This is a genomic window from Bradyrhizobium elkanii WSM2783, from assembly GCF_000472865.1.
GTDB lineage: Bacteria > Pseudomonadota > Alphaproteobacteria > Rhizobiales > Xanthobacteraceae > Bradyrhizobium > Bradyrhizobium elkanii_A.
In genome coordinates, this window is record NZ_AXAP01000021.1 from 1 (window position 1) to 26,068 (window position 26,068).

Annotated in this window: 20 protein-coding genes and 3 pseudogenes; 16 read left to right on the plus strand and 7 right to left on the minus strand. The window is 63.2% G+C overall.

The annotated features are described in order from the left end of the window. Positions 1-159, plus strand: a pseudogene (locus YY7_RS60485) (IS5/IS1182 family transposase); the annotation flags it as partial. 128 nt (positions 160-287) lie between these two features. Here YY7_RS60485 and YY7_RS0119360 read toward each other — a convergent pair. Further along, positions 288-2,222, minus strand: a complete 1,935-nt coding sequence (locus YY7_RS0119360) for an alkyl/aryl-sulfatase (RefSeq protein WP_028164655.1) — start codon at positions 2,220-2,222, stop codon at positions 288-290. A 188-nt stretch (positions 2,223-2,410) separates the two neighbouring features. Then, entirely contained in the window at positions 2,411-3,439 is a 1,029-nt protein-coding gene (locus YY7_RS0119365; protein WP_028164656.1) for an ABC transporter substrate-binding protein, read from the minus strand. A gap of 99 nt (positions 3,440-3,538) precedes the next feature. On the opposite strand from YY7_RS0119365, the gene YY7_RS0119370 reads away from it, so the two are divergent. The 14 genes from YY7_RS0119370 to YY7_RS0119435 all read left to right on the plus strand — a co-directional run bounded on the left by YY7_RS0119370 (position 3,539) and on the right by YY7_RS0119435 (position 20,450). Then, positions 3,539-4,186: a TetR/AcrR family transcriptional regulator gene (locus YY7_RS0119370; protein WP_028164657.1), complete on the plus strand. Its 648-nt coding sequence runs from the start codon at positions 3,539-3,541 to the stop codon at positions 4,184-4,186. Positions 4,187-4,373: 187 nt separating this feature from the next. Next, entirely contained in the window at positions 4,374-5,144 is a 771-nt protein-coding gene (locus tag YY7_RS0119375; protein WP_028164658.1) for an ABC transporter permease, read from the plus strand. An 18-nt stretch (positions 5,145-5,162) separates the two neighbouring features. Then, on the plus strand, positions 5,163-6,200 hold the full coding sequence (locus YY7_RS0119380) for an NAD-dependent epimerase/dehydratase family protein (protein WP_028164659.1): 1,038 nt from the start codon (positions 5,163-5,165) through the stop codon (positions 6,198-6,200). Further along, positions 6,187-7,008, plus strand: a complete 822-nt coding sequence (locus YY7_RS0119385) for a GNAT family N-acetyltransferase (protein ID WP_028164660.1) — start codon at positions 6,187-6,189, stop codon at positions 7,006-7,008. The genes YY7_RS0119380 and YY7_RS0119385 overlap by 14 nt, the downstream gene beginning before the upstream one ends. An 8-nt stretch (positions 7,009-7,016) precedes the next feature. Then, positions 7,017-8,072, plus strand: a complete 1,056-nt coding sequence (locus tag YY7_RS0119390; protein WP_028164661.1) for a dihydrodipicolinate synthase family protein — start codon at positions 7,017-7,019, stop codon at positions 8,070-8,072. Beyond that, entirely contained in the window at positions 8,060-8,845 is a 786-nt protein-coding gene (locus tag YY7_RS0119395) for an ABC transporter ATP-binding protein (RefSeq protein ID WP_028164662.1), read from the plus strand. The genes YY7_RS0119390 and YY7_RS0119395 overlap by 13 nt, the downstream gene beginning before the upstream one ends. Positions 8,846-8,988: 143 nt before the next feature. Beyond that, positions 8,989-10,380 (plus strand): MFS transporter, encoded by a 1,392-nt coding sequence (locus YY7_RS0119400; RefSeq protein ID WP_028164663.1) that lies wholly within the window; start codon positions 8,989-8,991, stop codon positions 10,378-10,380. A gap of 152 nt (positions 10,381-10,532) precedes the next feature. Next, on the plus strand, positions 10,533-10,982 hold the full coding sequence (locus YY7_RS0119405) for a (2Fe-2S)-binding protein (protein ID WP_028164664.1): 450 nt from the start codon (positions 10,533-10,535) through the stop codon (positions 10,980-10,982). A 9-nt stretch (positions 10,983-10,991) separates the two neighbouring features. Beyond that, entirely contained in the window at positions 10,992-13,169 is a 2,178-nt protein-coding gene (locus tag YY7_RS0119410) for a xanthine dehydrogenase family protein molybdopterin-binding subunit (protein WP_028164665.1), read from the plus strand. A 226-nt stretch (positions 13,170-13,395) separates the two neighbouring features. Beyond that, the gene (locus YY7_RS0119415; protein ID WP_028164666.1) at positions 13,396-14,487 is read left to right on the plus strand and encodes a hypothetical protein; all 1,092 of its coding nucleotides are present in this window, start codon (positions 13,396-13,398) and stop codon (positions 14,485-14,487) included. Between the two features lie 87 nt (positions 14,488-14,574). Next, on the plus strand, positions 14,575-17,352 hold the full coding sequence (locus YY7_RS0119420; protein WP_028164667.1) for a xanthine dehydrogenase family protein molybdopterin-binding subunit: 2,778 nt from the start codon (positions 14,575-14,577) through the stop codon (positions 17,350-17,352). Beyond that, entirely contained in the window at positions 17,349-17,864 is a 516-nt protein-coding gene (locus tag YY7_RS0119425) for a (2Fe-2S)-binding protein (protein WP_028164668.1), read from the plus strand. Before YY7_RS0119420 ends, YY7_RS0119425 begins: the two co-directional genes overlap by 4 nt. 2 nt (positions 17,865-17,866) lie before the next feature. Next, positions 17,867-18,484 (plus strand): hypothetical protein, encoded by a 618-nt coding sequence (locus YY7_RS0119430; RefSeq protein WP_028164669.1) that lies wholly within the window; start codon positions 17,867-17,869, stop codon positions 18,482-18,484. Positions 18,485-19,649: 1,165 nt separating this feature from the next. After that, entirely contained in the window at positions 19,650-20,450 is an 801-nt protein-coding gene (locus tag YY7_RS0119435) for a transglycosylase SLT domain-containing protein (RefSeq protein ID WP_028164670.1), read from the plus strand. A gap of 774 nt (positions 20,451-21,224) precedes the next feature. Here YY7_RS0119435 and YY7_RS0119440 read toward each other — a convergent pair. From YY7_RS0119440 to YY7_RS0119460, 5 genes and pseudogenes are all read right to left on the minus strand, one after another. Next, the gene (locus YY7_RS0119440) at positions 21,225-22,655 is read right to left on the minus strand and encodes a pyridoxal phosphate-dependent decarboxylase family protein (protein WP_028164671.1); all 1,431 of its coding nucleotides are present in this window, start codon (positions 22,653-22,655) and stop codon (positions 21,225-21,227) included. Positions 22,656-22,887: 232 nt separating this feature from the next. Beyond that, entirely contained in the window at positions 22,888-23,076 is a 189-nt protein-coding gene (locus tag YY7_RS61945) for a hypothetical protein (protein WP_051396806.1), read from the minus strand. Next, positions 23,077-23,218: pseudogene (locus YY7_RS65095) on the minus strand (divalent metal ion exporter adaptor subunit IhpB); the annotation flags it as partial. A gap of 40 nt (positions 23,219-23,258) precedes the next feature. Then, positions 23,259-23,843, minus strand: a pseudogene (locus YY7_RS52215) (TolC family protein); the annotation flags it as partial. A gap of 459 nt (positions 23,844-24,302) precedes the next feature. Next, on the minus strand, positions 24,303-24,599 hold the full coding sequence (locus tag YY7_RS0119460) for an HU family DNA-binding protein (RefSeq protein WP_028164672.1): 297 nt from the start codon (positions 24,597-24,599) through the stop codon (positions 24,303-24,305). A gap of 339 nt (positions 24,600-24,938) precedes the next feature. Here YY7_RS0119460 and YY7_RS0119465 point away from each other — a divergent pair, with 339 nt between their 5' ends. Continuing rightward, on the plus strand, positions 24,939-25,925 hold the full coding sequence (locus tag YY7_RS0119465) for an LLM class flavin-dependent oxidoreductase (RefSeq protein ID WP_028164673.1): 987 nt from the start codon (positions 24,939-24,941) through the stop codon (positions 25,923-25,925). Positions 25,926-26,068 lie beyond the last annotated feature (143 nt).

Below are 26,068 nucleotides of genomic sequence, written 5' to 3' on the forward strand. Positions count from 1 at the left end.
TACCAGGCCCGCTCGATCTGCGAATGCATCCATGCCCGCTGGCGCAACTGGGACCTCAGGCAATTGACGGTGCGCGGCATCGAAAAGGTCCGAGCCGTCGTGCTCTGGTACGCCCTCACCAACAACATCCTGCAGGGACATCGCCTCGCCAACCCATAGCTGCGCCAAACCATAGCGGCGCGCAAATCCCGCCCCGCTCCACCGTCGAGGTCTTCAACATCCGCTACTTCGGATGCCGTCTACCCGAAAACCGAATTGGTTCTCAGGCTCTACGCGCTACGTGCCAGTCAACTCACCGTCGTTCGCTTCGGCTCGACGATCTCGAACATTCGCGGAAACTCATCCATCAGCGTCATCAGCTCAGTGAGCCGCGTCGCGTCGCCGCTGACGCCGATCTTGCCGCTGCCGACCGCTTCTGGAAAGGTGGTCAACTTCGCAATGACCTCGTCGAGCGTGCTGCGCGCCAGCGTGAAGCTGGCATCGGCGTCCTCAGCTTGCGTATCGGCGATATAGGTCAGCGCGCAATTCTCCAAATTGAGGATGAAGGTCTCGTTGGTATCGGTGAACTTCCAGTTCAGGACGATACGCATGCCCTCGGCCTTGGGGCCGTTGAGGCGAATGCCGAGCACGTCCCAGAGCTGTCCGGTGCGGAGCGCGGCGAGCGTTTCGCGTGGCATCGCCGGCCGCGCCGGCGCCTTCGGCATGCCCTGCCGTAACTCCTGCGCGCCGAACAGATAGCTGTTGCGCCAGGTCGCGCTTTCCGCAGCATAGCCGAGCTGCTCGAACGTGTCGGCGAGCAGCGCGCGGGCCGCGGCATTGCCCGGCTCGGCGAACACCAGATGGCTCACCGCCTGCGCGACGAAGCGGAATTCGCCGTTGGCGAAATCCTTCCGCGCCCGTTCCAGGATCGCATCCGCGCCGCCCATATACTCAACGTATTTTTTGCCCGACTCGACCGGCCGCAGCGGATCGAGATTGACGGGGTTGGCGTCATACCAGCCGAGATATTTCTGATAGATCGCCTTCACATTGTGCCGGATGTGGCCGTAATAACCGCGGCCGTGCCAGGCGCCCTCCAGGCTTTTCGGCAGCCGAATGGTCTCCGCGATTTCGCTCGCGGTCAGCCCATGGTTCATCAGGCGAATGGTCTGGTCATGCGCGAACTTGTAGAGATCGCGCTGCTGGCGGATCATGGTGTCGATCCGCTCTCGACCCCACACCGGCCAATGATGCTGGCCGCACATCGCCTCCGCTTTGCCGCCCCACAGCTTGAGCGCCTCGCCGAGATATTTCGACCACGCCAAGGCATCGCGCACATCGGCGCCACGAAACGGCAGCAGATTGTGGAAATTGTGGGTGCAGTTTTCCGCGAGGTTCAGCAGCTTGTAGCGCGGCAGGTAGAAATGCATCTCCGCCGGCGCCTCGCTGTTCGGCGCCATCTGGAATTCGAATTCGACGCCGTCGATCACCCGCCTGTCGCCGGTGGTGAGGATCAGATCGGTCGGCCGCAACAGTGCCACCGATCCGGCCGCCATCGACTTGCCGAGCCCGCAATCGACCTGCCCCCGCGCGCCCTTCGCCAGGAATGGCCCGAATTGATATTGCGCACGCCGCAACATCGCGGGGCCGGCGATGATGTTCTCGGAGACCGCATGCTCCATGAACATGTCAGGCACGATGATCGGCACCTGCCCGCTCGACAATGTCTCGTCATCGAGCACCCCGCGGGCGCCGCCCCAATGATCGGTGTGGGTATGGGTGAAGATCACTGCCACAACCGAACGCCTGCCGCGGTGCCTGAAGTAGAGCTCGATGGCGGCCCGGGCGCCCTCGATCGAGGTGAGGGTATCAACCACGATCACGCCGCTGTCGCCCTCGATCAGCGTCATGTTGGCGATGTCGAGCCCGCGCACCTGGTAGACCCGGGGCACCACCTCGAACAGGCCGTGTTGCATGTTCAATCGCGATTGCCGCCACAGGCTGGGATTGACGGTGGGCGGAGCGTCTTCCGCGGCAAGGAAGCTATAGGGTTCGAGGCTCCAGACCACCCGGCCCTGGGCGGTGGCGATGTGCGCATTCTCGACGGTGCCGATGAAGCCGCGCGCGGCGTCGTCGAAATCGGCAGTGTCATGGAATGGCAATGCATCCAGCATCGCCGCGTGCTGTGCGACCACAGAGGGTGAAGCGTCCTTGGGAGCTTCGCCGGCGATTGTCTCGGTCATGTCTGGTCCCTCCCCGCCCGGCCATCCGGCCGCGGCAATGAAGAGGGATTATGAGAGCACAGCTCCAGTCGTCAAATGCACCGTCATGGCCGGGCTTGTCCCGGCCATCCACGTTCTTTTCCGCCCCAAGGACGTGGATGCCCGGGACAAACCCGGGCATGACGAAAACCGGTCGAATCACGGCCGCGCTACTTCTTCACCTTGCTCGCGTCCATCTTGATGCTCTCATCCAGCATCTTGGTCGAAAACGCCGTGTTCACGTCGAACGGCTTTTCCATCCCGAGATAGGTGTGCACCAACTCGTAGTCCTTCTTCATCCGCTCGGCGTCGATCCAACCGAGCGCCTTGGTCGTGGTGAACTCGTCCGTCATCAGGAACTTGATGCGTTCCCATTGCCGTTCCTGGTTCTCCCGGTCGAGGCCGGAGACCTGGTCGAGCAGCGCCTTCAGGCAGGGCGCGACGTCGGCAACGCAGGCGGCATAGGCCTTCTGCGTGACCCGCACGAATTCCTCGACCAGTTTCGGATTCTTCTGGAGGAATGCGCCGTTGACGATCAGCGAATTGCCGTAAGGATTGAGCCCGATGTCCTTCCAGTTGACGTAGCCGAGATCGGCACCGAACTCGATCGCCTTCAGATCGTGCTCGTTGTAGAAATCGCTGATGATGTCGACCGTGTGGCTCTTCAGCGCCGCGATCTTCGCGGTCGGGCCGACATTGACGAAAGTGACGGAGTCAGGCGCGATCCCGGCTGCCTTGGCGAAGGCCGGCCACATCACGCGCGAGGCATCGCCCGGCGGGTTGCCGATCTTGTGGCCGGGAAAATCCTTCATCCCGTTCACGCCGTAGCTCTTCAGCCAATAGAAGGTCTGCCCGGTATTGGCGTAGATGCTCATCAGCGCCACCACGTCGGCGCCCTTGCTCTTGGCCACCAGCATGGTCGCGAGATCGGCGATGCCGAATGGCGAGCCGCCGGAGCCGACCTTCAGCGATGAGACACCGGAGCCCTTGCCGGTCTCGATCGTGAGATCGATGCCGGCCTTCTCGTACCAGCCCTGCGCTTTGGCGTAATAGAACGGCGAATGATCCGCCGTGGGCGTCCAGTTCAGGATCAGATTGACGGATTCGGCGGCGCGCGCCGGCGCAACCCACGCCGCCAGCGCAAACGCCAAGGCCGGCGCAAACCCCAGCGTCAAGGCTGCAAGCCTCAAACCCTTCATCGCAACTCTCCCCGTGCGCAACCCGGCCTTGTCGCACCTTGTTTGTGACGTTACCAATGCAACAAGGGACAGGCGTAATTGTCAACTGTTTGGTTGGAAATGCTGAAGAGACGATCCGACGACACAAAGCCGCAGCGACGCGATCCCGTCGCCACGCAACGGAAGCTCCTGACCGCGGCGCGGCGCGAATTCGCGCAAAACGGGCTTGCCGGCGCCAGGATCGACGAGATCGCGGCCAGAGCCGGCGTCAACAAGCAGCTCGTCTACCATTATTTCGGCGACAAGGACGCGCTCTACCTCGCCGTGCTCGAATGGGTCTACGAGGAGATCCGCGAGCAGGAGCGCGAGCTCAACCTGGAGGGACTGCCGCCCGAACAGGCGATCAAGAAGCTGATCGAAGCCTCGTTCGATCACCTCGCCGCCCATCCCGACTTCATCGTGCTCCTGAACGACGAGAACCGCGGCGGTGCCCGGCACGTCCGCGGCTCCCGCCGGCTGGAGGCCATGCACTCGCCGCTCGTCAGCATGGTCTCGAAGATCCTCAATGAAGGCGTGCGCGCCGGCGTGTTCCGACGCGGCGTCGATCCGGTACACCTCTATATCTCGATCGCGGCACTCAGCTACTTCTTCTTCTCCAATACGCCGACGCTGTCGGCGATCTTCGGCAAGGACCTGTCGAGCACGGCCGCGCGCCGGGCCCGGCGGCGGCACGTAACCGACCTGGTGCTGCAGTCGCTCCGGCCGTAGACCCTGCCACCGCCGTCATTGCGAGCGCAGCGAAGCAATCCACGTCTCCACGGGCGGCGCTATGGATTGCCTCGCTGCGCTCGCAATGACGGCGCGATATAATCAACCAGGTGGTTGAAAGATGGATACGACCGGGCTAGGCTGAGAGCGAGGGGCCGGGGCGGCCGGCGTTTCGAAGGAGCAATTGGTGTTCAGTGACGGCGGGCGGTCGACGCGGTCCATCGCGATCATCCTGATCGTGCATCTTGCCGTGATTGTGCTCTGGCAAGTCCTGGTCGACGCGTTCCAGGTGCCGAAGTTCATCCTGCCCTCGCCGCTCGCGACCGTCGCGACGCTCAGCTCCGCCAAATATGCCTGGCTGTCGAACCTGCTCGTCACCGCCGCTGAAATCCTCGGCGGCTTCTGCCTTGGCGCGCTGGTGGGCGTCGCGCTTGCCGTCATCTTCAGCTGGTCGCCGCTGGTGGGCCTCGTGTTGCTACCATTGTTCGTGACCCTGAACATGATCCCGAAAGTGGCGTTGGGCCCGCTGATCATCGTGTGGTTTTCCTACGGCATCATTCCGAACATCCTGATCGCCTTCAGCATCTGCTTCTTTCCGATCCTGCTGACGACCGCACGCGGCCTGCGCGAGGTCGAGCCCGACCTGCTCGACCTCGTCAAATCGCTGCGCGGCTCGCGCTGGACGCTGTTCCGCAAGATCCAATTGCCGGGATCGCTGCCTTACGTGTTTTCCGGCATGAAAGTCGGCGCTATCCTCGCGGTTGCCGGCGCGATCGTCGGCGAGTTCATCGCCTCCGAGCGCGGGCTCGGCTATCTCATGATCCAGGTGCAGTCCTCGCTCGACACCCCGGCCATGGTGATGGCGGTCGTTCTGCTGACTCTGCTCGGCGTTGCGCTTTACGGTTTGGTGCTCGGCCTTGAACGGCTGTTCGTGGTCTCCGACATCCGGCTGCAATAAGAAACCAGGGGAAGAACCATGCTGCTCACGCGCGACACTTTGCCGAAGACGATCCCGGATATTGCAGCGCTCGACGACCTGCTGTGCCGTCAGAGCCAGGCCTTGATCGACGATATCAGCAAGGTCGACGGCGACATCATGATCCTCGGCGTCGCCGGCAAGATGGGACCGACGCTGGCCGGCCTTGCCAAGGCCGCCGCACCGGACCGCCGCGTCATCGGCGTCGCCCGCTTCAGCGATCCCGCGGTGAAGGACTGGCTGGAAGAGCGCGGCATCGAGACAATCAATTGCGACCTGTTGGATGAGGCCGCAATCAGGGCGCTGCCGAAGGCGCCGAACATCATCTTCATGGCTGGCCGCAAATTCGGCGCCGAGGGCGACCTTTCGCTGACCTGGGCGATGAATGCGCATGTCCCAGCGCTGGTCGCGCAGGCCTTCCCCACGTCGCGGATCGTGGCGTTCTCGACCGGCTGCGTCTATCCCTTCGTGCCGGTCGACGGCAAAGGCTCCGACGAAGACATGGCACCGAACCCGCCCGGCGAATACGCGCAATCCTGCGTTGGGCGCGAGCGCATGTTCGAGTATTTCTCAAGGAAGTTCTCGACGCCCGGCCGGCTGTTCCGCCTGAACTATGCGATCGACATGCGCTATGGCGTGCTGCACGACATAGCGACCAAGGTGGCTTCGGGGACACCGATCGACGTCAGTCTCGGCCATGTCAATTTCATCTGGCAGGGCGATGCCGCCTCGCAGGCACTGCGGAGCCTGGCGCATTGCACGACGCCGACCTCGCCGATCAATGTCAGCGGCCACGAGATCCTCGCGGTGCGCGATCTGGCCGCCAAGTTCGGTGCGCGCTTCGGCCGCGAGCCGGTGATCGTCGGCAAGGAAGAGCCCACGGCATGGCTGACCGACACCTCGCAGGCGATCAAGCTGTTCGGTCTTCCGGTCGTCGACACCGAGCAGTTGATCGCCTGGACCGCGGACTGGGTGGCGCGCGCGATGCCGAGCCTCGGCAAGCCGACCAAATATGAGGTGCGCGATGGCCGATACTGAGCCCGTCGCCATCGTCGAACTCGGCGTCAACGACGCAGTGGCCGGGCTTGCGCTGTCGACCGAAGCACACTGGAACCAGAACGAGGCCGACTGGCGCTTCTTTCTCGCGAATGGCCTCGTGTTCGGCGTCCGCGACGGAACGCATCTGGTCGCGACCGCGGCGCTGCTGCCCTATTCAGGCGGCAATGCCTGGATCAGCATGGTGCTGGTGACCGAACGCTGGCGCCGCCGCGGCATCGCGACCCGGCTGGTCGATGCCTGTCTCGACGCGGCAAGACAGCGCGGCCTCACCACCTGGCTCGATGCGACGCCGGCGGGCGCCACCGTGTACGGCCCACTTGGCTTCACGCCGACATTGCAGCTCCGGCGCTTGCGGCTCGAACATCCGGCGCAAGAGGCGCCCGTGACGCTCGCGGCCTCCGATATCGACACGTTCACCGCACGCGACCGGCGCGCCATGGGATTTGAGCGCAACGCCCTGCTCGCCGAATTCGGCGCGCGCACGAACTCGCGCATTCTATCTCACGGCAACGCGATGGCGCTGGTGCGCGATGGCCGCGCCGCGCGCCACGTCGGACCATTGTTCGCGGACAATGCGGCTGATGCGATGGCGCTCGTCCATGCGATCAGCCGAACCGAAACCAGCCCGCTCCTGATCGACGCGATCGCGTCCCAGGAGTCGTTCATTGCCGGATTGACCAGCGCCGGCTGGAACATCGAACGGCCGTTCCAGCGCATGCGGTTCGGCCGCGCCACCACGCAAGGCGAAGAGCTTCCCTTCGCCGTCGCCGGCCCGGAATTTGGATAGGATTGGCCATGCACCACAGCGAGATCAAATCCGAGATACGCAAGCTGATCGCCGACGGCACCGTGCTGCCCGCGCATCCGCTCGCGCTTGACGCCAATCGCGCGCTCGACAGGACGCATCAGCGCGCGCTGACGCGCTATTATATCGACGCCGGCGCCGGCGGCCTCGCAGTTGGGGTCCACACCACGCAATTCGCAATCCGCGAGGTCGGCCTCTATCGGCCGGTGCTGGAGCTTGCCGCCGAGACGGCAGCGAACTGGACCAAGCGGCCACTGGCGATGGTCGCAGGCCTCGCCGGCCCGACGCAGCAGGCGATCTCGGAAGCACGCACCGCACGCGATATCGGCTATCACGCCGGCCTGCTCAGCCTCGCGGCGATGAAGGCCGCGTCGGAAGACGACATCATCGCGCATTGCCAGGCAGTGGCGCGCGAGATCCCGCTGGTCGGCTTCTACCTGCAGCCCGCGGTCGGCGGCATCATCCTGAGCGCGGACTTCTGGCGGCGCTTTGCGGCGATCGACAATGTGATCGCGATCAAGACCGCACCATTCAACCGCTATCGCACCCTCGACGTGCTGCGCGGCGTCGCCGCGGCTGGTGCCCTCGACCGCGTCGCACTCTATACGGGCAATGACGACCATATCCTGCTCGACCTCACCTTGCCGTTCGATCTGCGCGAGAATGGCGTTACCACTCGCACCTACTTCAAAGGCGGCCTGCTCGGTCACTGGTCGGTGTGGACGCAAACGGCGATCAGGCAATTCGAGATGTGCAAGGCGGCGCGCCACAAAAATACGGTGCCTGCCGATCTGCTGGCGCTCGATGCCCGCGTCACCGATTGCAACAGCGCATTCTTCGACGTTGCCAACAATTTCCACGGCTGCATCGCAGGCTGTCACGAGATCCTCCGCCGCCAGGGCTTGCTGGAAGGCATCTGGTGCCTCGATCCAAACGAAGGTCTCAGCCCGGGCCAGATGCAGGAGATCGACCGCGTCTGCCGCGAGCATGCCGATCTCTCGGACGACGCCTTCGTCGCCGCGAACCTGCAGAAATGGTTGGCATGACGGCCGAGCCTTTCATCAGCCTGCGCAACGTCCGCAAGGTCTATCGGTCCAAGGGAACCGAGTTCCTTGCCGTCTCCAACGTCACAATGGACATCGCCGAGGGCGAGCTGGTGGCGCTGGTCGGGCCATCCGGTTGCGGCAAGACCACCGTGCTGAAGATCCTTGCCGGCCTGCACAGCGCCGATGGCGGCACGATCAAGATCGGCAACGCGAGGACGCCGTTCGATCCCGAGCGCGATATCGGCATGGTATTCCAGCAGGCGCTGCTGCTCAAATGGCGCACCATCCTCGACAACGTGCTGCTGCCCGCGGAGATCGTCGGCCTGCCGCGGAAGGCGGCGCGGGAGCGTGCCCGCGATCTGCTCAAGATGGTCGGCCTCGCCGGCTACGAGGACAAATATCCGCAGCAGCTCTCGGGCGGCATGCAGCAGCGTACCGCGATCGCCCGCGCTTTCATCCACGATCCGAAACTGATCCTGATGGACGAGCCGTTCGGCGCGCTGGATGCGCTGACGCGCGAGCAGATGAATCTGGAAATGCTGCGGATCTGGCGCGAAAGCGGCAAGACCATCATATTCGTCACCCACAGCATCCAGGAAGCCGTGTTCCTGGGCTCGCATTGCGCCGTGCTCACCGCCGGTCCCGCTCGGATGGCGGAATATTTCCCAATCGAACTGCCCCTCCCCCGCGCGCTGCCGATCAAGACCACGGACGAATTCGGTGCTTACGCCCGGCGCATCTATGCCCGGCTCGGCCTCAGCACCAACGCCTGACCGCCGCGCGTGGACGGCTGACGCCAAGCCGGAACGCAGAATTGCGCATACGCATCATGCAACCACATACCTGTGGCAACCCGCGCGCGCGTAGTAGATGACTGAGAGGACGGGATCCTGTCCTTCCGGAGAATCTGACCACAATGGACATGCTCGCGGCGAAGGCGCCAGTCGCGCCCGTCATGGACGGCTTGCCGCCGGAGCGGCGGCGCTGGGCCGTGGCCGCCATCTTCACCGCGCTCGCGATGGCTTCGCTTGACACCGCGATTGCCAATATCGCCCTGCCCGCGATCGCGACCGATCTTAAGGTCAGCCCGGCGGATGTGGTCTGGGTCGTCAACGTCTACCAGATCGCGCTGGTCGCAACGCTGTTGCCACTTGGCGCGCTCGGGGAAATCGTCGGCCATGAGCGCATCTATCTCGGCGGCCTCCTCTTGTTCACGCTCGCCTCGCTCGGCTGCGCGCTCGCATGGTCGCTGGACAGCCTTCTCATTGCACGAACGCTGCAAGGGCTCGGCGCCAGCGGGCTGATGAGCGTCAACACCGCGCTGGTCCGCTACGTCTACCCGAGCAGGATGCATGGTCGCGGCTTCGGCCACAACGCGCTGGTGGTCGCGACCGCCTTCACCCTCGGGCCGACGATCGCCTCCGCCATCCTGGCGTTCGGAACCTGGCCGTGGCTGTTTGCGATCAACATCCCGTTCGGCCTGATCGCACTGGTCATCGGCATGAAGACCTTGCCGCAGACGCCGCGCGCCGTGCATGCCTTCGACCTCCCCGGCGCAATGCTGGCCTCAGGCTGCCTCGGTCTCTTCATCATCGGCATCGGCAGCGCCGCGCACAAGACCTCGCCGGGACTGGTGCTGGTCGAGGTTGCGGGAGCGGTGGTGCTGGGCTGGCTGCTGACGCATCGGCATCGGGATCATCCGGCGCCGATGCTGCCGATCGACCTGTTCCGCCGGCCGATGTTCGCCTTGTCCGCCGCGACCGCGGTCTGCTCGTTCGCAATCCAGGGCCTCGCCTTCGTTTCGCTGCCGTTCTATTTCGAAGCCGTGCTGATGCGCTCGCAAGTCGAGACCGGATTCTTCATGACGCCCTGGCCGCTGGTGGTCGCCATCATGGCGCCGATCGGCGGCCGCCTGTCCGACCGTTACCCGGTCGGCATCCTTGGCGGTATCGGGTTGATCCTGCTCGGCCTCGGCATGACGCTCTTGGCAACACTACCCGCCTCCCCCAGCATCCCCGATATCGTCTGGCGCATGGTGATCTGCGGGATCGGATTCGGCTTCTTCCAGACGCCCAATATGAAGGCACTGATGAGCAGTGCGCCGCCGCATCGCAGCGGTAGCGCCAGCGGCATCGTAGCGACCGCGCGCCTGACCGGGCAAACCATCGGCGCCGCGCTCGCCGCTTTCTGCTTTGCCATCGCTGGCCACGAAGGCGCCACCTACGCACTCGCGCTAGGCGCCGGATTTGCGGTGCTCGGAAGCGCGATGAGTTTCCTGCGGCTGGCTGTCGCACGCAAGGGCGCATGATCTGCGCGAGGCGCGAGAGATCAAGAACACCGCGCCCTCGGGTTTGTTCCTGCTTCCTCGCATACGCATTTTCTTGATTTGAATCGTTCTAGTGGCCGGGTCACACTCGCCCCGAGGTCTAGTTGATGGAACTGGATCAAAAGGGGATTGCGATGGCTAACCTCACAATTAACGGCAAGAAAATCGAGGTCGATGTCGAGCCGGATACGCCGCTGCTCTGGGCGATTCGCGAAAACATTGGACTGACCGGCACCAAATATGGCTGCGGCATCGCACAATGCGGCGCCTGCACCGTTCATGTCGACGGCGTGGCGATGCGATCCTGCGGCGTGCTCGTCAGCGAAGTTGATGGCAAGGAAATCACGACGATCGAGGGCCTTGCCGCCGAGGGCAAGCTGCACAAGGTGCAGCAGGCCTGGATCGAGCACGACGTGCCGCAATGCGGCTATTGCCAGACCGGCATGATCATGGCGGTGGCGGCGCTCCTGAAAGACAACCCGAAACCGACCGACCAGGACATCGACGAGGCCATCACCAATATCTGCCGCTGCGGCACCTTCGCGCAGGTGCGCGAAGCGATTCACGCCGTCGCGAACGCGTGAGGTGCCGTCATGAATCAGCACGTCAAGCTCAACCGCCGCGCATTTGTGATTGGCACCGCCGCAGCAGGTGCCGGCCTTGCACTCGGCTTCAATCTTCCGTTTGGCGGGGCGGTGGCGCGCGCCGCCGATGGCTCGCCCGAAGTCAACGCCTGGGTGGTGATCCGTCCGGATGATACGGTGGTGATCCGCATCGCGCGTTCGGAGATGGGCCAGGGTTCGCTCACCGGTCTCGCGCAGCTCGTTGCCGAAGAACTCGAATGCGACTGGTCGAAGGTCACGACCGAATATCCGACACCGGGCCAGAGCGCCGCGCGCGGCCGGCCCTGGGGCGATTTCTCGACCGGTGGCAGCCGTGGCATCCGCGGCTCGCATGAATACGTCCGCAAGGGCGGCGCCACCGCACGGCTGATGCTGATCCAGGCCGCCGCGAACGAATGGAAGGTGCCTGCGTCCGAATGCTCGGCCACGAGCAGCGTCATCACCCATCTGCCGACGGGCCGAACCACGACCTACGGCAAGGTGGCGGAAGCAGCTAGCAAGCTCTCTCCGCCGTCCGATGTGAAGCTGAAAGACTCGAAGGACTGGAAGATCGCGGGCAAGGGCCTGAAGCGCCTCGACACCGCCGACAAGACCACCGGCGCGATGGTCTATGGCATCGACTTCAAATTGCCAGGCATGTTGAACGCCGCGATCAAGGATTGCCCGGTGTTCGGCGGCAAGCTGAAGAGCTTTGACGAGGCCAAGATCGCCAATATGAAAGGCGTCAAGAAGGTGGTGCGCGTCGGCGACAGCGGGGTTGCCGTCGTCGCCGACACCTGGTGGCACGCCAAGACTGCACTCGATGCGCTGCCGATCGAGTGGGACGAAGGCCCGAACGCAAAGACCTCGAGCGAGACGATCAGCAAATGGCTGGCCGAAGGCCTTGAGCCGTCGCAGGCGGCGTTCGTCGGCAACCAGAACGGCAATGCGACGGCGGAGATCGCGCGTGCCGCAAAGGTGGTCGAGGCCGTCTACAACTATCCTTACCAGAACCAGGCCACGATGGAGCCGATGAACGCGACCGCGCTTCATACCGGCGACAAGCTCGATGTCTGGTGCGGCACGCAGAACGGCGAAGCTGCCTTCGCCACCGCGGTGCAAGCCTCAGGCCTTCCGCCTGAGAAATGCGACGTCCACAAGCTGATCCTCGGCGGCGGCTTCGGCCGTCGCGGCCAGAGCGATTACGTGCGGCAGGCGGTGTTGATCGCCAAGGAGATGCAGGGCACGCCGATCAAGCTGTTGTGGTCGCGCGAAGAGGACATGCAGCACGGCTTCTATCATCCGGTCACCCAGTGCCGGATGGTCGGCGCCTTCGATGCCGACAACAACCTGACCGCGCTGCGCATGCGGATTTCCGGCCAGTCGATCCTGGCGCGGCTGCGGCCCGAAGCGATGATCAACGGCATGGATCCCGCGACATTCCAGGGGCTCGCGCCCAGCGGCGAAGCGGCGATCGGCTATTCGATCCCGAACCTGTTGATCGAACATTCGATGCGCAATCCGCATGTGCCGCCGGGCTTCTGGCGTGGCGTCAACATCAATCCGAACACGATCTATCTCGAGAGCTTCATGGACGAACTCGCGCATGCGGTCGGCCAGGATCCGCTCGCGTTCCGTCGCAAATTGATGGCGGGTCATCCGAAGCATCTGGCGGTGCTGAACGCGGTCGCCGAACGGATCGGCTGGGACAAGCCGGCGCCGCAGGGCGTCTATCGCGGGCTCGCACAGGTGATGGGCTATGGCAGCTATGTCGCCGGCGCCGCCGAGATCTCGGTGACCGACGGCAGCAAGATCAAGGTGCATCGCATCGTCGCTGCCACCGATCCTGGCTACGTCGTCAATCCGGCGCAGGTGGAACGGCAGGTCGCGGGTTCCTTCGTCTACGGCCTCTCCGCTTTGTTCTATGGCGGCTGCACCGTGAAGGACGGCCGCATCGAGCAGACCAACTTCGACACCTACAACTCGATGCGCATCAGCGAGATGCCGAAGGTGGAGACGATCCTGATGCCGAGCGGCGGCTTCTGGGGCGGCGTCGGCGAGCCCACCATCGGCGTCGCCGCGCCCGCGGTGCTGAATGCCTACTTCGCGGCGACCGGAAAACGCATCCGCTCGGTACCGCTACGGCAGCAGAACATCAGCTTCGCGTAAGGAAGTTGTGGTTCACGACCTGACAAGCGAGTCGTTCCGGGCCTGACCCGGGACGACCAAGCGACTGGTCCGCCGCTCCTCGATGAACGCACTATTTTACGGACCGCATCAATCATCCCACAACCAACGCTGTTGATCACGGCAAGTGTCGCTTGCGCGTCACGCGAATGGCCGAATACTGCCGCCCGGCGAGGAATCGGTGCGAATCACGGGCGGGGGAATCGGCATGCAGCGCTACGTCGGCTTGGCGGTGGCGGCTTTATTGTTGTGCGGTAGCGGTGCGGGCGCGAGGGCGCAGGGCCTTCCATCCTACATGGCGCCGATCTCCGGCAAGACGAGCACCACACCCGCCGACACCGCGACCAAGGACGTGCTCGCGCTCAACACCGCGATGTTTGAGCTGTATGGCGACGCGGCAAAGATCTTCCAGAAGAACATCCTGAGCAAGCATCCGGTCATCCTTGCGCTGTTTTCCGGCGCCGGCGGCAGGATGATCCTTTACCGTCCGGGAATGGCGCCGACAGAGGCGCCGCAGGTGCCGATCGTCTATCAGCTCCTGAAGTCGGTGGGTCACAGCACGATGGCCTTGGCCGAAGTGGCCGGCCCCTATGTCGACAATCTCGACGACAAATCCTGGCGCGGCTCGATGCTCGCCTATCGCAGCCGCATGCAGTCGGCGCTCGATGGGCTGGACCGCACGCCGATGGAAGCCGGCCGGCGCGACAACAACCGCGCCATCCTGCAGAACAACCTCGCCTTCATGGACGAATGCCTCGCCAAGGACGTCATCCCATTTGCAACGCTTGAGGCTTTCGGCAAGAAGCAGGCGCCACACCTCGCCAAGAACGTTGCATGGGCGGCAGAGACCCAGGTTGCGCACTGGATGGGCGTGCTGGCGGACTGGAAAGCCCAGCTCGGCGCCGACTGGGACAAGACCTATGCCGCGAGCAACACCATCTATGTGGCGCGCCAGAACAACGTGCTGTTCAGCGTGCTCGCGCAGTTCTTTGGTCCCGATGCCATCAATGACCGCCTGCTCCTGATCGAAACCATCTCGTTCACAACGACGCCCGCGGACATGCTGGAATCGCTGACGCGGATCATCGCGGATCGCTCGGTCGGTTCGCTGTTCTTCGGCAACTATCATCTCATGGACTATGAATTGATGGGCGGCGATGCGCGTGTCGCGATTGCTGCCGAGACCAAGAAGCGCGGCATGACGACGTTTCTGCCGCCGGCCGTGCCATTCGGTTCGAAGCAATGGCCGACCTTGGTCACGCCCGGTCCCGGCCCCGCATCGATCGCGGACTTGCGATAGTGTTTTTCGTATCGGTGCGTGATCCGGGCGCAACGATAATTTGAGATCGGGCACGCCTGACAGCGTTGACCGAGGGGGGTAAGGGGCATGCGGCCTTCGCGAAGGGAGTTCGTGAAGTGGGTCACGGCGAGCGGGATAGCGCTCAGCCTGTCACGATTGGGAGCGGCCGAGCCGGCGGGCTTTCCGGCGCGCGCGGTGTTGCCGGGACGGCAAAACTGGAATCCGGCGGCCGATGGCCGCGGTCGCATCGACGGCGTCGCCAAGGTCACCGGCGCCAAGCTCTACGCCTCCGATTTTCGCGCTGCCGACCTGCCGGGATGGCCGGCCACGACGTCGCACGCGATCCTCGTCCGCGCGAGCGATGCGACGCGCGTCTATCTCGGCATGGACCTCGCACGCCTGAGCGGCGCGCTGAAACCGTCGGTCGTGGTAACGGCCGAGGAGCTTGCGAAGATCGGCGCCCGCGTCCCTGAATTCTATGCGGGCGATCTGTTCTGCCCCGTCGGCAAGACGCCGCTTTATATGGGACAGCCGGTCGCGCTATTGATCTTCGAGCAGTTCGACGCCTTCGATCGTGCGCGGCTGGCGCTGCGCGACGGCACCTTCGTGAAGTCAGGCGAAGAGACCGGCCCGGTCTCCCTGCCCAATCACGCCGCCTTCCGCTTCACGCGCGTGGCCGGCCCAACGCCCGAGTCGCCCGATGTGTACTCGCCGATCCAGGCCGGCTGGGTGACGCCGGGGCGGCTGCAGGACACCACGCTTCCGGTCTGGTCCTCCTTCGCGAAGGAGACGCAGGCACCCTACGGCAAGGCGGCGCGGTACGGCGAGCAGATCCGCGCCGAGCTGGATGCGAAGAACCCCGCAATGGTGGTGCTCGACCGCAGCTTCGAGACCCAGTCGGTCGATCCAATGTTCCTCGAGCCGGAATGCGGCCTCGGCTGGTACGACAACAGGGGCGGCAATCTCGAACTCGTGCTTGGCGTCCAGTCGCCCTATGAAGCCACCGAATCGATCGCGTACCTGCTCGGACAGACGCGCGCTCCCTTCAAGCCCGCGCAGATCAACACGCAGTTCACCTATATCGGCGGCGGCTTCGGCGGCCGCGACCACACGCCCTTCGTGCTCTATGTCGCGCTGGCCGCAATGTTCTTTCCGGGGCGGCCGGTCCGGCTTGCGCATGACCGTTATCAGCAGTTTCAGGGCGGCATCAAACGCCATCCGTTCAAGATACGATCCCGGATCGGGATCGACCGCGCAACCGGCAAGATCCAGGCTTTCGCGGCCGATCACGTGCTCGACGGCGGCGGCCTTGCGAACTTCTCGTCGAGCGTGGCGGTTGTCGGCGCCACGGCGGCGATCGGCATCTATGACGTGCCGAAGGTCGACGTCACTACGGTGGCCGTGCATTCGCGCGGCGTGACCGCGGGCTCGATGCGCGGCTACGGGACCATACAAACCATGACCGCGCTCGAAGTGCTGATCGACGAGGCCGCAGACGCCTTGCTGCTCGATCCGATCGAGTTCCGGCGGCGCAATGCGCTCAAGCAGAACGGCCGGACCATGACGGGAAATCCGTACATCGTGTCGGTCCGCACGCCCGAGATCCTGGACAAGCTCGAGACACATCCGATCTGGCGGCAACGCGCCGAGGAGAAGGCGCGGCTTGCAAGCAGCGGCGTCTTGGTCGGCACCGGCGTCGCCTGCGTCACCAAGGACTACGGCACCGGCGCGGACTGCTCGCTCGGACGCGTCGAGATCGCAGCCGACGGCAGGATCTCGATCCATTGCGATCATGTCGAGATGGGCAATGGCATCGGAACCGCACTCGCGAGCCGCGTCGCGATCCATCTTGGCGCGGTGGCCGACGAAGTGTCGGTGGCCCGGATCGATACCTATGATGCGCTCGGTCTCGTCACCTCTGGCGATCCCTACACGATGGATCAGAAGACCCAGGACGCGGCTGCGAGGAATCCGCGCTGGGTGCCTGCGATCAGTTCGGCCACCAGCGCCTCGATCGGCGCGCATGTCGGGACACATGCGGCTGCCGAGGCCGCGCGCGTCATCTTCCGCTACGGCCTGTGGCCGGCGGCGCTCGAACTCTGGCGCATCCCGCCCTCCGATCCGCGGGCGAAGGATTTCGCCAAAGCACGCTGGAAGGATGGGCAGCTCATCCTGCCCGGCCTTGCGCCGCTCGCACTGCCGGCGCTCGCCGCAGCCGCGCATGCGCGCAACCTCGTGACCGGCGCGATCACACACAGCTTCTCGCGCTGGGCCTGGTCGCGCGCGGGTTTCCGGTTTGGCCGCGAGCTGCACCAGGCGGAGATCGACGCGCTCGCGGTGCGCAAAGGCGGCGGAAAATTCGCCGCGCTCAATCGCGTCAGCGTGTGGTTTCCGCCAACCGACAACAACAGGATCGGCACGGCCTACGCCTCGATGTGCGGCACGCTGGTTCGCGTCGAGATCGAGCGCACGACCGGCGCGCTGCGCATCGCCAAGGCCTACAGCGTGCTCGAATGCGGACAGCCGCTGGTACCGGAAGTCGTGCTCGGCCAGTCCCAGGGCGGCTTTGCCATGGGCGTCGGTTACGCCTTGCTGGAATCGCTGCCGCCTCACGAAGGCGGTCCCGGCAACGGGCAATGGAACCTCGGGCAATATCTGGTAGCGCGGGGATCGGATCTGCCGCTGCGCGATCTCGAGATCGAGATGCTGCCGCCACTGTCGCCGGACGAGCCGCCGAAAGGCATGGCCGAAGTCGTGATGGTCCCCGTCGTCCCTGCCCTTCTCAACGCCATCTTCGACGCCACCGGCCACCGCTTCAATTCGTTGCCGGTCACCCAGGCCATGCTCAAGGGAGCGCTCGCGTGACAAGGCTTGCCATCACGATCAACGGCCGCGCGATCGATCCGATTGAGGTGCGCGACGATCTCTCGATGAACGACTTCCTGCGCGAATATCTGGGCATGACCGGCACCAAGTTCGGCTGCGGCGCCGCACAGTGCCTGAGCTGCACGATCATCGTCGACAACCCCGATGGCACCAGCGAAACCAGTCCGACCTGCATTGTGCCGGCCGCAAACTTCAACGGCAAGGCGATCCGGACCGTCGAGGGCCATGCGAGAAATGGCCAGCTTACCGCGCTTCAGAAAGCGTTCATCGATCACTTCGCCTTCCAGTGTGGCTACTGCACCGCCGGCTTCCTGAACGAAGCCCAGGTCCTCCTGGAACGTCTCGCGAAGAAGCCGGTCGCGCGCACCGAACTCGAGAAGACCATCGAAGACGCGCTCGACGGACATATCTGCCGCTGCACCGGCTACATCAAATATCACGAGGCCGTCCGCGACGTGATCCTCGCCGATCCCCAGCGTTATCTGGCCTGACCATGATCTCAGAAACGCGCTTTCGGATTGTCGTTGTGGTTGCGGCGCTCGGCCTGAGCATGGTCACGGGCTACGCAGCCTCGCAGACCGCATCACACGGCGTGGCTTCGCCTGAGAGCTTTGCCGGCATCGCTGACAGCGATGCGCGATCGGCGGCGATGTTCACCGAACTCGGCAAGGTGCTGACGCATCCGCGCTGCGTCAACTGCCATCCCGCCGGCGACCGGCCGCGCCAGGGCGACGAGGGCCGGCTGCATCAGCCGCCGGTCACACGCGGCGCCGACGGCCACGGGGTGGCGGCGCTACGGTGCTCGGCGTGTCACGGCAACGCCAATTTCGAGCCTGGCCGTATACCGGGCCACCCGGAATGGCACCTCGCGCCGCGGGAGATGGGTTGGGAAGGCAAGTCGCTCGCCGAGATCTGTGCCCAGATCAAGGACCCCGCCCGCAATGGCGGCCGCAAGGTCGAAGAGCTGATCCACCACATCGGCGAAGATACGCTGGTCGGCTGGGCATGGCAGCCTGGCTTCGGCCGTTCCCCCGCGCCCGGCACGCAAAAACAGGCGGGCGCGCTCGTCGAAGCATGGGCGAAGAGCGGCGCAGCTTGTCCTGCGAGATGACTTGCGACTCTCTCCCGTAGGATGGGTAGAGCGCAGTGAAACCCATCGCGATGGAGCAAGCCGCGCGAATGATGGGTTTCGCTGCGCTCTACCCATCCTACGATTCCGTAGAGCCTCACACCGCCGTCGTCCCCGCGAAGGCGGGACCCATAACCACAGGGAGGTGTTGTGGCGCGAGCAAGCGGTGGTAGCGGAGCACATCACAACGGCCTGTGGTTATGGGTCCCGGGTCCCGGCTACGCCAAGGGGCTTCGCCGTGGCACGCAAGCCCCGGACGACGGGAGAGAGGTCTGATTTGAATGTCAAACAGCTCTCCGCTGTCATCGTCCGGCTTTACCGGACGATCCAGTATTCCAGAGGCGGTCGTGCTTGAGCCGAGACGCCGCGGGGATACTGGATGCCCGCCGGAGCCTGTCATCGGGCGGCGTACGCGCCGACCCGTTGGCGGGCATGACGGTGGAGTGTGCGGAGAGGATGTGAGTCCGCGTTCTCGCGGCATGGATTGCCCGAGCTTTGCGTCTCGTTTCACCCTCTCAATCATCAGAGGGCGCAGGGAAAGCCGGGTGCTGGTTGCACCCGTGGGTCCCGTGCAACAAAAAGCACGGGGGTAGGACCACAGGTTCAACCGAAGCATTCCGGCTTTCCCTGCGCGATGGTGTTACGGTTTCCTTCGTGCTCTCCCCGGTGACCGGGCTCTTTTGCCACCGTCACTCTGCGGATGCTTGATCCACAAAACTTAGCGCCAGCGTCGGGGCGCCAGGACCACACGACTTCGCCGTCCGCTAATGCCACGCTCGTCAGTCGTGACACCCGCGTCCACCGCATCTCACCGCAACGTTCGTGACGATCGCGATCCGCCCCTCATTCGCCGTGAGACGCGCGGAGTTAAATCACTGATTTGCCCGACGACGGAAGCGGAATGTTTTTTGTAAGAGGGGTGGACAGACTTTTGCTGATTTGCCCGTCGGGTTGTTTTGTCGCACCCGGCCGCCCCGGCCTGAGCCGGCTTTCGCCGACCGAATGGTCGCGTCTACCCAACCCTCCGTGATGGGTTTTGCTCGCGATCAATCCGCCGTATCAACTGTCGCTTGTTGATTCAGAACAGAATGACGGACCGACGATTCCTGTGTCCTCGCCGCGCACTACCAAGCCCTCTTCTCGCAGGATGCGCGTCAGGAGAGGCTGGAACAGGTTCCTCCCTCGCCTTCGCCACTGGCATGGCGCGCGTTGGGTGCGAGAAAAACTCACGACAGCACCGCGGGCGGTTGCGGTCGTTGGCGTTGTCGCGATCCTCCTGGCGGCATTCCCTCTGATGAACCTCGTCTACCACGTGGTCCGTAAGCCGACCGAGTTGTTCTTCCTCGTTGGCGGCGCACTCGACAAGAAGCCGAGTGAAACGTGGCGGCAGTACGGACCGCTCTTTCGCGCCTACTCGACCAGCACGATTACGCCCGAATTGCTGGCCGCGTTGGCGCAAGTCGAGAGCACCGGCAACCCGGTGGCGCGCACCTACTGGCGTTGGCAACTCAACTGGAATCCTCTCGCAGTCTACCAACCGGCCTCGAGCGCCGTCGGCCTATATCAGATGACCGATGCAGCTTACGCCGAGGCCGCCCGGTCTTGCATCCGCAAGAACGCGGTCGTCGATGCCGACTGCGGATTCACCCGCCTGTATCTTCGCACGCTTCCAAGCCATGCCGTCGAACTGGCGGCCGTGTATTTGGACCGCAATGTCACGGCGGTTCTCGCCCGCGCGACGAATGCGACGGCAAACCCGCAGCAGAAGCAGGATCTGGCCGCATTCATTCATCTCTGCGGCGCCGGTCCGGCGGGGGCTTTCGTACGGCGGGGTTTTCAAACGATGGCTGGCGAGCGCTGCGGCGATCACCTCGTCGCGGCCTATCTCGCCAAGGTCAATGCGATGAAGCGCCAGTTCCTACGCTTTGCTGCCGACGGCCGGAATTAAGGCCGCCCCGGTTACCCGTTAATCTCCCTTAGGCCCGGGCGGGCCCATCGGTCCTGCGGGGCCTGGAGGACCCGCCGGCCCGGGCGGTCCGGCAGGACCGGGAAGGCCGCAGTTTTGTATCACCACGTCTCTCGTATCCGGCCCGGAGGTGATCTTGACAATGCAGGTGGAGGGAAACTCTGGTCCAATCCACCTAAACCCTCCAGTTGAAGTGCTCTCGACCTGCACTGTTTTATTTGGGCTAATCTTGATCTCCACGCCGGGCTCGCGAGGCCGCCTAACCCTTCCTACGACGACCAACTCGCCTCGCGATATGGTGGCAGTCGTGATCAATATCTCTGCATATGCATTTCCATGCCATGTGGTCACACAGGCAGTTATGACAGCCAGGACGGTGCCGATGAACCTAGCGAGCATGACGGGCTTTCCCTCGTGCGTCCTGTCATAATCCGAAATTCATCACCAGAGCTTCGGTTCTGATTCAATCAGAACCGAAGCTCTAAATTCTTGTGTTGACGCGTTTTCTTCACGCGAACCGGTATCCACTTCGCTCGAAAACGCTCTAGAGCTTCGGTTCTGATTCAATCAGAACNGAAGCGCTANATTCTTGTGTTGACGCGTTTTCTTCACGCGAACCGGTATCCACTTCGCTCGAAAACGCTCTAAGAATAAGAACTCGACTACGCGAGAAGATGTTAACAGGCGCGTTCCGGATAGAAAGCGAAATCTGTCATGGCGGCCGGGAAGCGATGCCGAACCCTGCCTGCGTGGAACTTAAGCTGATGCTGCTGGCGCAGTCAGTCGTCGACCAATTTCGACGATCACCTCGAATGCGGCATCCGCATCGGCTTCTGTCATATCGAATGAACCTGCCTGAAATCGGATCACGAACTGCCCATCGACTTTGGTCTGCGTGAGATAGATCCGTCCGTCGTTGTTGATCGCATTGATCAGTCGAAGGTTGTGTTCATCAAGGTCGGCAACGTTCTTCGGCTCATGGCGAAACGAGAACAATGAGAGTATGGGCCTGGTTGTCACGCGAAAATCGGCTGTCCGTGTCAGCCGCGCGGCCAGCGCCTCCGACCAGCGCACGTGATTGCGGATCATGTTGCGCAACCCATCTAGCCCATAGGCCCGCAGCAAGAACCAGATCTTCAAGGCACGGAAGCGGCGGCCAAGTGGTATGCTCCATTCCGAGTAATTGATGATGCCGTCATGGCCGTGCGTCTTGAGGAATTCTGGGTGAATGGCCAGAGTTCGCACCAGGCTTTCGGGATCGCGCAGAAAATGCGCGGAACAATCGAATTGCGCGCCAAGCCATTTATGGGGATTGAGAACCAGAGAGTCTGCCAGCGCGACTCCTTCCCACAGATGGCGAAACTCAGGGCAAATCATCGCGGACCCGGCCCACGCCGCATCGACGTGAACGTAGAGATCGTGTCGTCTCGCGACTTCACAGATTCCTGCGACATTGTCAGTTCCGCCTACGCTGGTACCTCCGACACTGGCGACAATGCCCGCGGGTAGAAAACCAGCTTGTTGGTCCGAGACGATCGCGGCGTCCAATGCTGCGACATCGAGGCCGCGCATTTCGCCAAGGACCGGAATGCGCACGAGATTGTCTTCGCCAATTCCCGAAATCCAGATGGCGCGATCGATCGAGGTGTGCACCTGATCCGAACTGTAGATCCGCAATCGCGGTTGACCCGACAGCCCCTGCTTGTTGCCGTACCATTTCAGTGCGCGCTCGCGCATGACGAGAACTGCCGCCAACGTTGCCGATGATGCGGAGTCCTGGATGACGCCCTTGAAGCCTTCAGGCAGACCGAGCGCCCGGCGCAGCCAGTCCAGAACACGAGTCTCCAACTCGGTTGCAGATGGCGAGGTTTGCCAAAGCATGCATTGGGCGGCGATCGCCGACACAAATTGCTCGGCGATCACCGAAGCGGGGGCAGCGTTGGCCGGGAAATAGGCAAAGAACCGCGGATGCTGCCAATGGGTGATACCGGGCATCACGATGCTTTCAAAGTCTGCAAAAATGGCGTCCATCGATTCCGGCGATTCGGGCGCGCTTGGAGGAATGGCATTGAAGGTAGCTCCGGGCATTGTCTGAGCCCGGACGGGGCGATTGCGCAGACCTTGGCGATAATTCACGCCCCAATCAGCGGCCTTATGGCTCCAAACGCGAAACTCATCGTCATCCATCGGAGCCTCCTTATCGGCCGTTTGCTCTATCGAAGTGCCGAATGCTGGCCAAAGTTCGACCCCGTGCCTTCGGACACATTTTTTTGCTCCGTCAGCCGTAAGCCAATCCGGCGAAAGAGATCCAACCTCAGATCTCTGCCTGTCCCGTTCGCTGCCAACGTTGCGTTCCTGTCATCCACGATCGGAGCGCCGCAATCGCGACGCTCCGATCGGAAGAGTCAATTGCGAAAGCTCATTTCTTGAACTTCGCCTGCCCGGTCTTTCCGTCCGCTCCCTTGAGGGTGATGCTGATCGTCGAGCCGGGTGCGATGTCCTGCTTGGCCTCGGCCGTCAGGGCATTGTCGGCCACCACAAGCGTCAGCGTCTCCCGGCCAGCGCCGGAAGAGACCAGCGCCGAGCCAGAGAGACCCTTGCTCGACACGGCTTATTCGCTCGCCGAGCGCGATCTGGCGATCTATCACCGTACCGGCGATGGGCGATCGCATCTCATAGACCGTCAGGCTTTGGTTGCTTTCGATCCTGGCGAGCAGTTCGCCCCTCTCGACGGTGTCACCGACGCGCTTCGGTCCCGTGCCCCTTGTCGTCGGCTCCGTGCCCCTTCCCCTCTGGCTCGGATTGCTTCGGCGCGGATGCAACCTCGGCACGGCCGATTTCTGCGGGAGAGGACGCGCCAGCATCCACGCGATGTTGAAGCAACGGTGAGAGCCGGTCGATAGCGGCGACCTGCTCATCGAGAATGTGAATTCTCCGCTGCAGCCCGAGCACGCTGAGGAAGGCAATAGCGGCCTCGGACAATATCTGCAGCCGCACGGCTTGGCGGTCGATCGCGGCCCCCTGAACGCCGGCTTGACCGGCGGCAATCCGCGCTTCGCGCTTGCCGAAAAGCTCGAAGAGCTGGCTGATCTGCAGCGTCGTTTCAGCCGACTTCGTGCCGCGATAGATGCTGGAACCGAACGAATTATCCTGTTCGTAGGAGAGCTCGGGGTTGAGAAGTGCACCCGCCTGGATGCGCTGATCGGTCGCAATGCCGACATCGCGCTCCGCAGCGGTAAAGCGAGGACTGATTGCGAGCGCGCGCTCCAGTGCCGCCCCCAACGTGAGGGTCTGCGAATGAGACACGGCCGTCAGCCAAGGGCTGAGCAGCAATGCCGTCGCACACGCAAGACGCGTGGCGGCCTTGAACAACATGATGAGAATCTGACGAACGACGGATTTCGGGCGCAGTGCGCCCAGCGGTCACGTTCAGATCAGGGATTTTGGCGGAGGCGGATCGAGTCCGGGCAATAAACCGTGACGCTGGATGTCGCGCGACAGATTCGCCTCGCGCGCAACGTTCACATACACGGTCATCACGAGCATGGCCAAGAGTCCGCGCCGAGAGCGCGGCAACCTGGTTCAATGCCTCAAGATGGAAAACGTCACTTCTGCGATTCTCGACTAACCGGCACTCGCCGAGATAGCACGCGACGCGGCCGGATGTCGATGTGCAATAGTGTTATATCCCTATCGTTGTGTTGCCGCGAGAGAGCAACCATCAATACAGTCGTGCAGGTCTAGCGCTTGGCATCTTGCGGACACCGCACGAGACCGACGGCGCCCGTTGTCGTCTGGCCAGGACCGATCTTTTCGACCACCAACCCGTCCGCTTCAAACAGCATCTTTAGCCACCTTCAGAGGTGACGCCTTGACCGACCTGCTGGCTGGCTTGGCCGCGAACTCCATAGGCTCTTTCGTGAAAGGATTTATACCGCTGCGGGCTTCAGTAGCAGGCTTGTTTACGACCGACATTTTGACGAAGCCGGGAATGACGAACTCGCCGCACTCATTCAGCTCCTTGTAGCCTACAGTCGCCATCTGCTCGATGACGGCCTTTACGTCTGCCTTGGAAACCTGCGTTCCTTCTGCAATTGCATCAATCAACTGATTCTTGGTCATCTTGGCCATGATGGATTCCTTTGTGGAGGCTCAGAACAGTTTTGAAGCGCATGCGCTACCCGGGGTACGTCACCCTGATCGGAGGCGACAAGCCACGCGGTTCGCTTCTCGTTCGTACCTGTGATCGTGAAGTCTCCGGCCTTAAAACCTATCAAGGCCCAAAACGCAAGGAGCAGGTCGGCACTGTCGGTCAATCGCGTACCGGATTCAGCGGATTGACCCACACAGAGACAGTGCCCATATGGGGTACAAGAATCGAATGAAGCCTGCCGTTTCGGACAAGCTTGGACGCGGCCAAGTATCTCTGGCAGCGTCATTCCACACAGAGGGTTTCGTTCGGGAGGTCCTATGACGACACTGTCTATCCTCGATCTCGTCCGCGTCACTCAAGACACCGATGCCCGCGGCGCGCTCGATAACGCCCGCGACATCGCGGTCCATGCCGAGGCTTGGGGCTATCGCCGCATTTGGGTGGCGGAGCATCACAACATGCCGGGCATCGCGAGCGCCGCGACGTCGGTTGTGATCGCTCATATCGCAGCGGGAACAAAAACGATCCGCGTCGGCGCGGGCGGCATCATGCTCCCCAACCATGCCCCCTACGTCATCGCCGAGCAGTTCGGGACGCTGGCGCGCCTGTTTCCAGGCCGCATTGATCTCGGGCTGGGCCGTGCACCGGGGACCGACCAGCTGACGCTGCGCGCGTTGCGCCGTGCGCCCGAAGCGGCCGAAAACTTCCCGCAGGACGTTCTCGAAGTGCAGGCCTTTCTGGCTCCTGCCGGTCCCAATCAGCGCATCCAGGCGGTGCCGGCGGCGGGAACGGAAGTGCCGTTGTGGATTCTCGGATCGAGCAATTTTGGCGCGATGCTGGCAGCTGAGCTCGGGCTTCCCTATGCCTTCGCCTCGCATTTCGCTCCTGACCTGCTGATCCCCGCGCTGCAGATCTACCGCAGCCGCTTCAAACCGTCCGAGCAACTTGACCGTCCCTACGCGATGGTGGGCGTCAACATCATCGCCGCCGGCAGCGATGACGAAGCGCGCAGGCTGGCGACGACCCAGCAGATGTCCTTCACGAACATCTTCCGCGGCGCGCGGGGCCTCAGCCAGCCGCCGATCGACGATATTGAGAGCTACTGGTCGCCTGCGGAAAAAGCGCAGGCGATGAGCATGCTCGCGCGCTCCATCGTTGGCTCGCCCGATACGGTTCGTTCGGGCATCGATGCGCTCGTTGGGGAAACAGGCGCCGACGAACTCATGATCGTGTCCGATGTCTACGATCACGCAGCTCGGCTGCGCTCCTTCGAACTTATCGCCAGCGCCGCCGGTGTTGCCTAAGAACTTTGTCTTGGTCTTGGGCCGGCCAAGGCCGTGCTTGCCTGATCCCGCTTCGCTGGTCACGGTGATGACGGCGCGGCTTGCAACGCGACAAATTGGGGGACAGATTGGGCGCGTTCGAACAGATCGGCGAAATCGCCGTG

Bases quoted from the DNA above. Each gene is read 5' to 3' on its own strand.
- YY7_RS0119360 (WP_028164655.1), bottom strand. From the start codon at position 2,222: ATGACCGAGACAATCGCCGGCGAAGCTCCCAAGGACGCTTCACCCTCT.
- YY7_RS0119365 (WP_028164656.1), bottom strand. From the start codon at position 3,439: ATGAAGGGTTTGAGGCTTGCAGCCTTGACGCTGGGGTTTGCGCCGGCC.
- YY7_RS0119370 (WP_028164657.1), top strand. From the start codon at position 3,539: ATGCTGAAGAGACGATCCGACGACACAAAGCCGCAGCGACGCGATCCC.
- YY7_RS0119380 (WP_028164659.1), top strand. From the start codon at position 5,163: ATGCTGCTCACGCGCGACACTTTGCCGAAGACGATCCCGGATATTGCA.
- YY7_RS0119385 (WP_028164660.1), top strand. From the start codon at position 6,187: ATGGCCGATACTGAGCCCGTCGCCATCGTCGAACTCGGCGTCAACGAC.
- YY7_RS0119390 (WP_028164661.1), top strand. From the start codon at position 7,017: ATGCACCACAGCGAGATCAAATCCGAGATACGCAAGCTGATCGCCGAC.
- YY7_RS0119395 (WP_028164662.1), top strand. From the start codon at position 8,060: ATGGTTGGCATGACGGCCGAGCCTTTCATCAGCCTGCGCAACGTCCGC.
- YY7_RS0119400 (WP_028164663.1), top strand. From the start codon at position 8,989: ATGGACATGCTCGCGGCGAAGGCGCCAGTCGCGCCCGTCATGGACGGC.
- YY7_RS0119405 (WP_028164664.1), top strand. From the start codon at position 10,533: ATGGCTAACCTCACAATTAACGGCAAGAAAATCGAGGTCGATGTCGAG.
- YY7_RS0119410 (WP_028164665.1), top strand. From the start codon at position 10,992: ATGAATCAGCACGTCAAGCTCAACCGCCGCGCATTTGTGATTGGCACC.
- YY7_RS0119415 (WP_028164666.1), top strand. From the start codon at position 13,396: ATGCAGCGCTACGTCGGCTTGGCGGTGGCGGCTTTATTGTTGTGCGGT.
- YY7_RS0119420 (WP_028164667.1), top strand. From the start codon at position 14,575: ATGCGGCCTTCGCGAAGGGAGTTCGTGAAGTGGGTCACGGCGAGCGGG.
- YY7_RS0119430 (WP_028164669.1), top strand. From the start codon at position 17,867: ATGATCTCAGAAACGCGCTTTCGGATTGTCGTTGTGGTTGCGGCGCTC.
- YY7_RS0119435 (WP_028164670.1), top strand. From the start codon at position 19,650: ATGCGCGTCAGGAGAGGCTGGAACAGGTTCCTCCCTCGCCTTCGCCAC.
- YY7_RS0119440 (WP_028164671.1), bottom strand. From the start codon at position 22,655: ATGGATGACGATGAGTTTCGCGTTTGGAGCCATAAGGCCGCTGATTGG.
- YY7_RS0119460 (WP_028164672.1), bottom strand. From the start codon at position 24,599: ATGGCCAAGATGACCAAGAATCAGTTGATTGATGCAATTGCAGAAGGA.
- YY7_RS0119465 (WP_028164673.1), top strand. From the start codon at position 24,939: ATGACGACACTGTCTATCCTCGATCTCGTCCGCGTCACTCAAGACACC.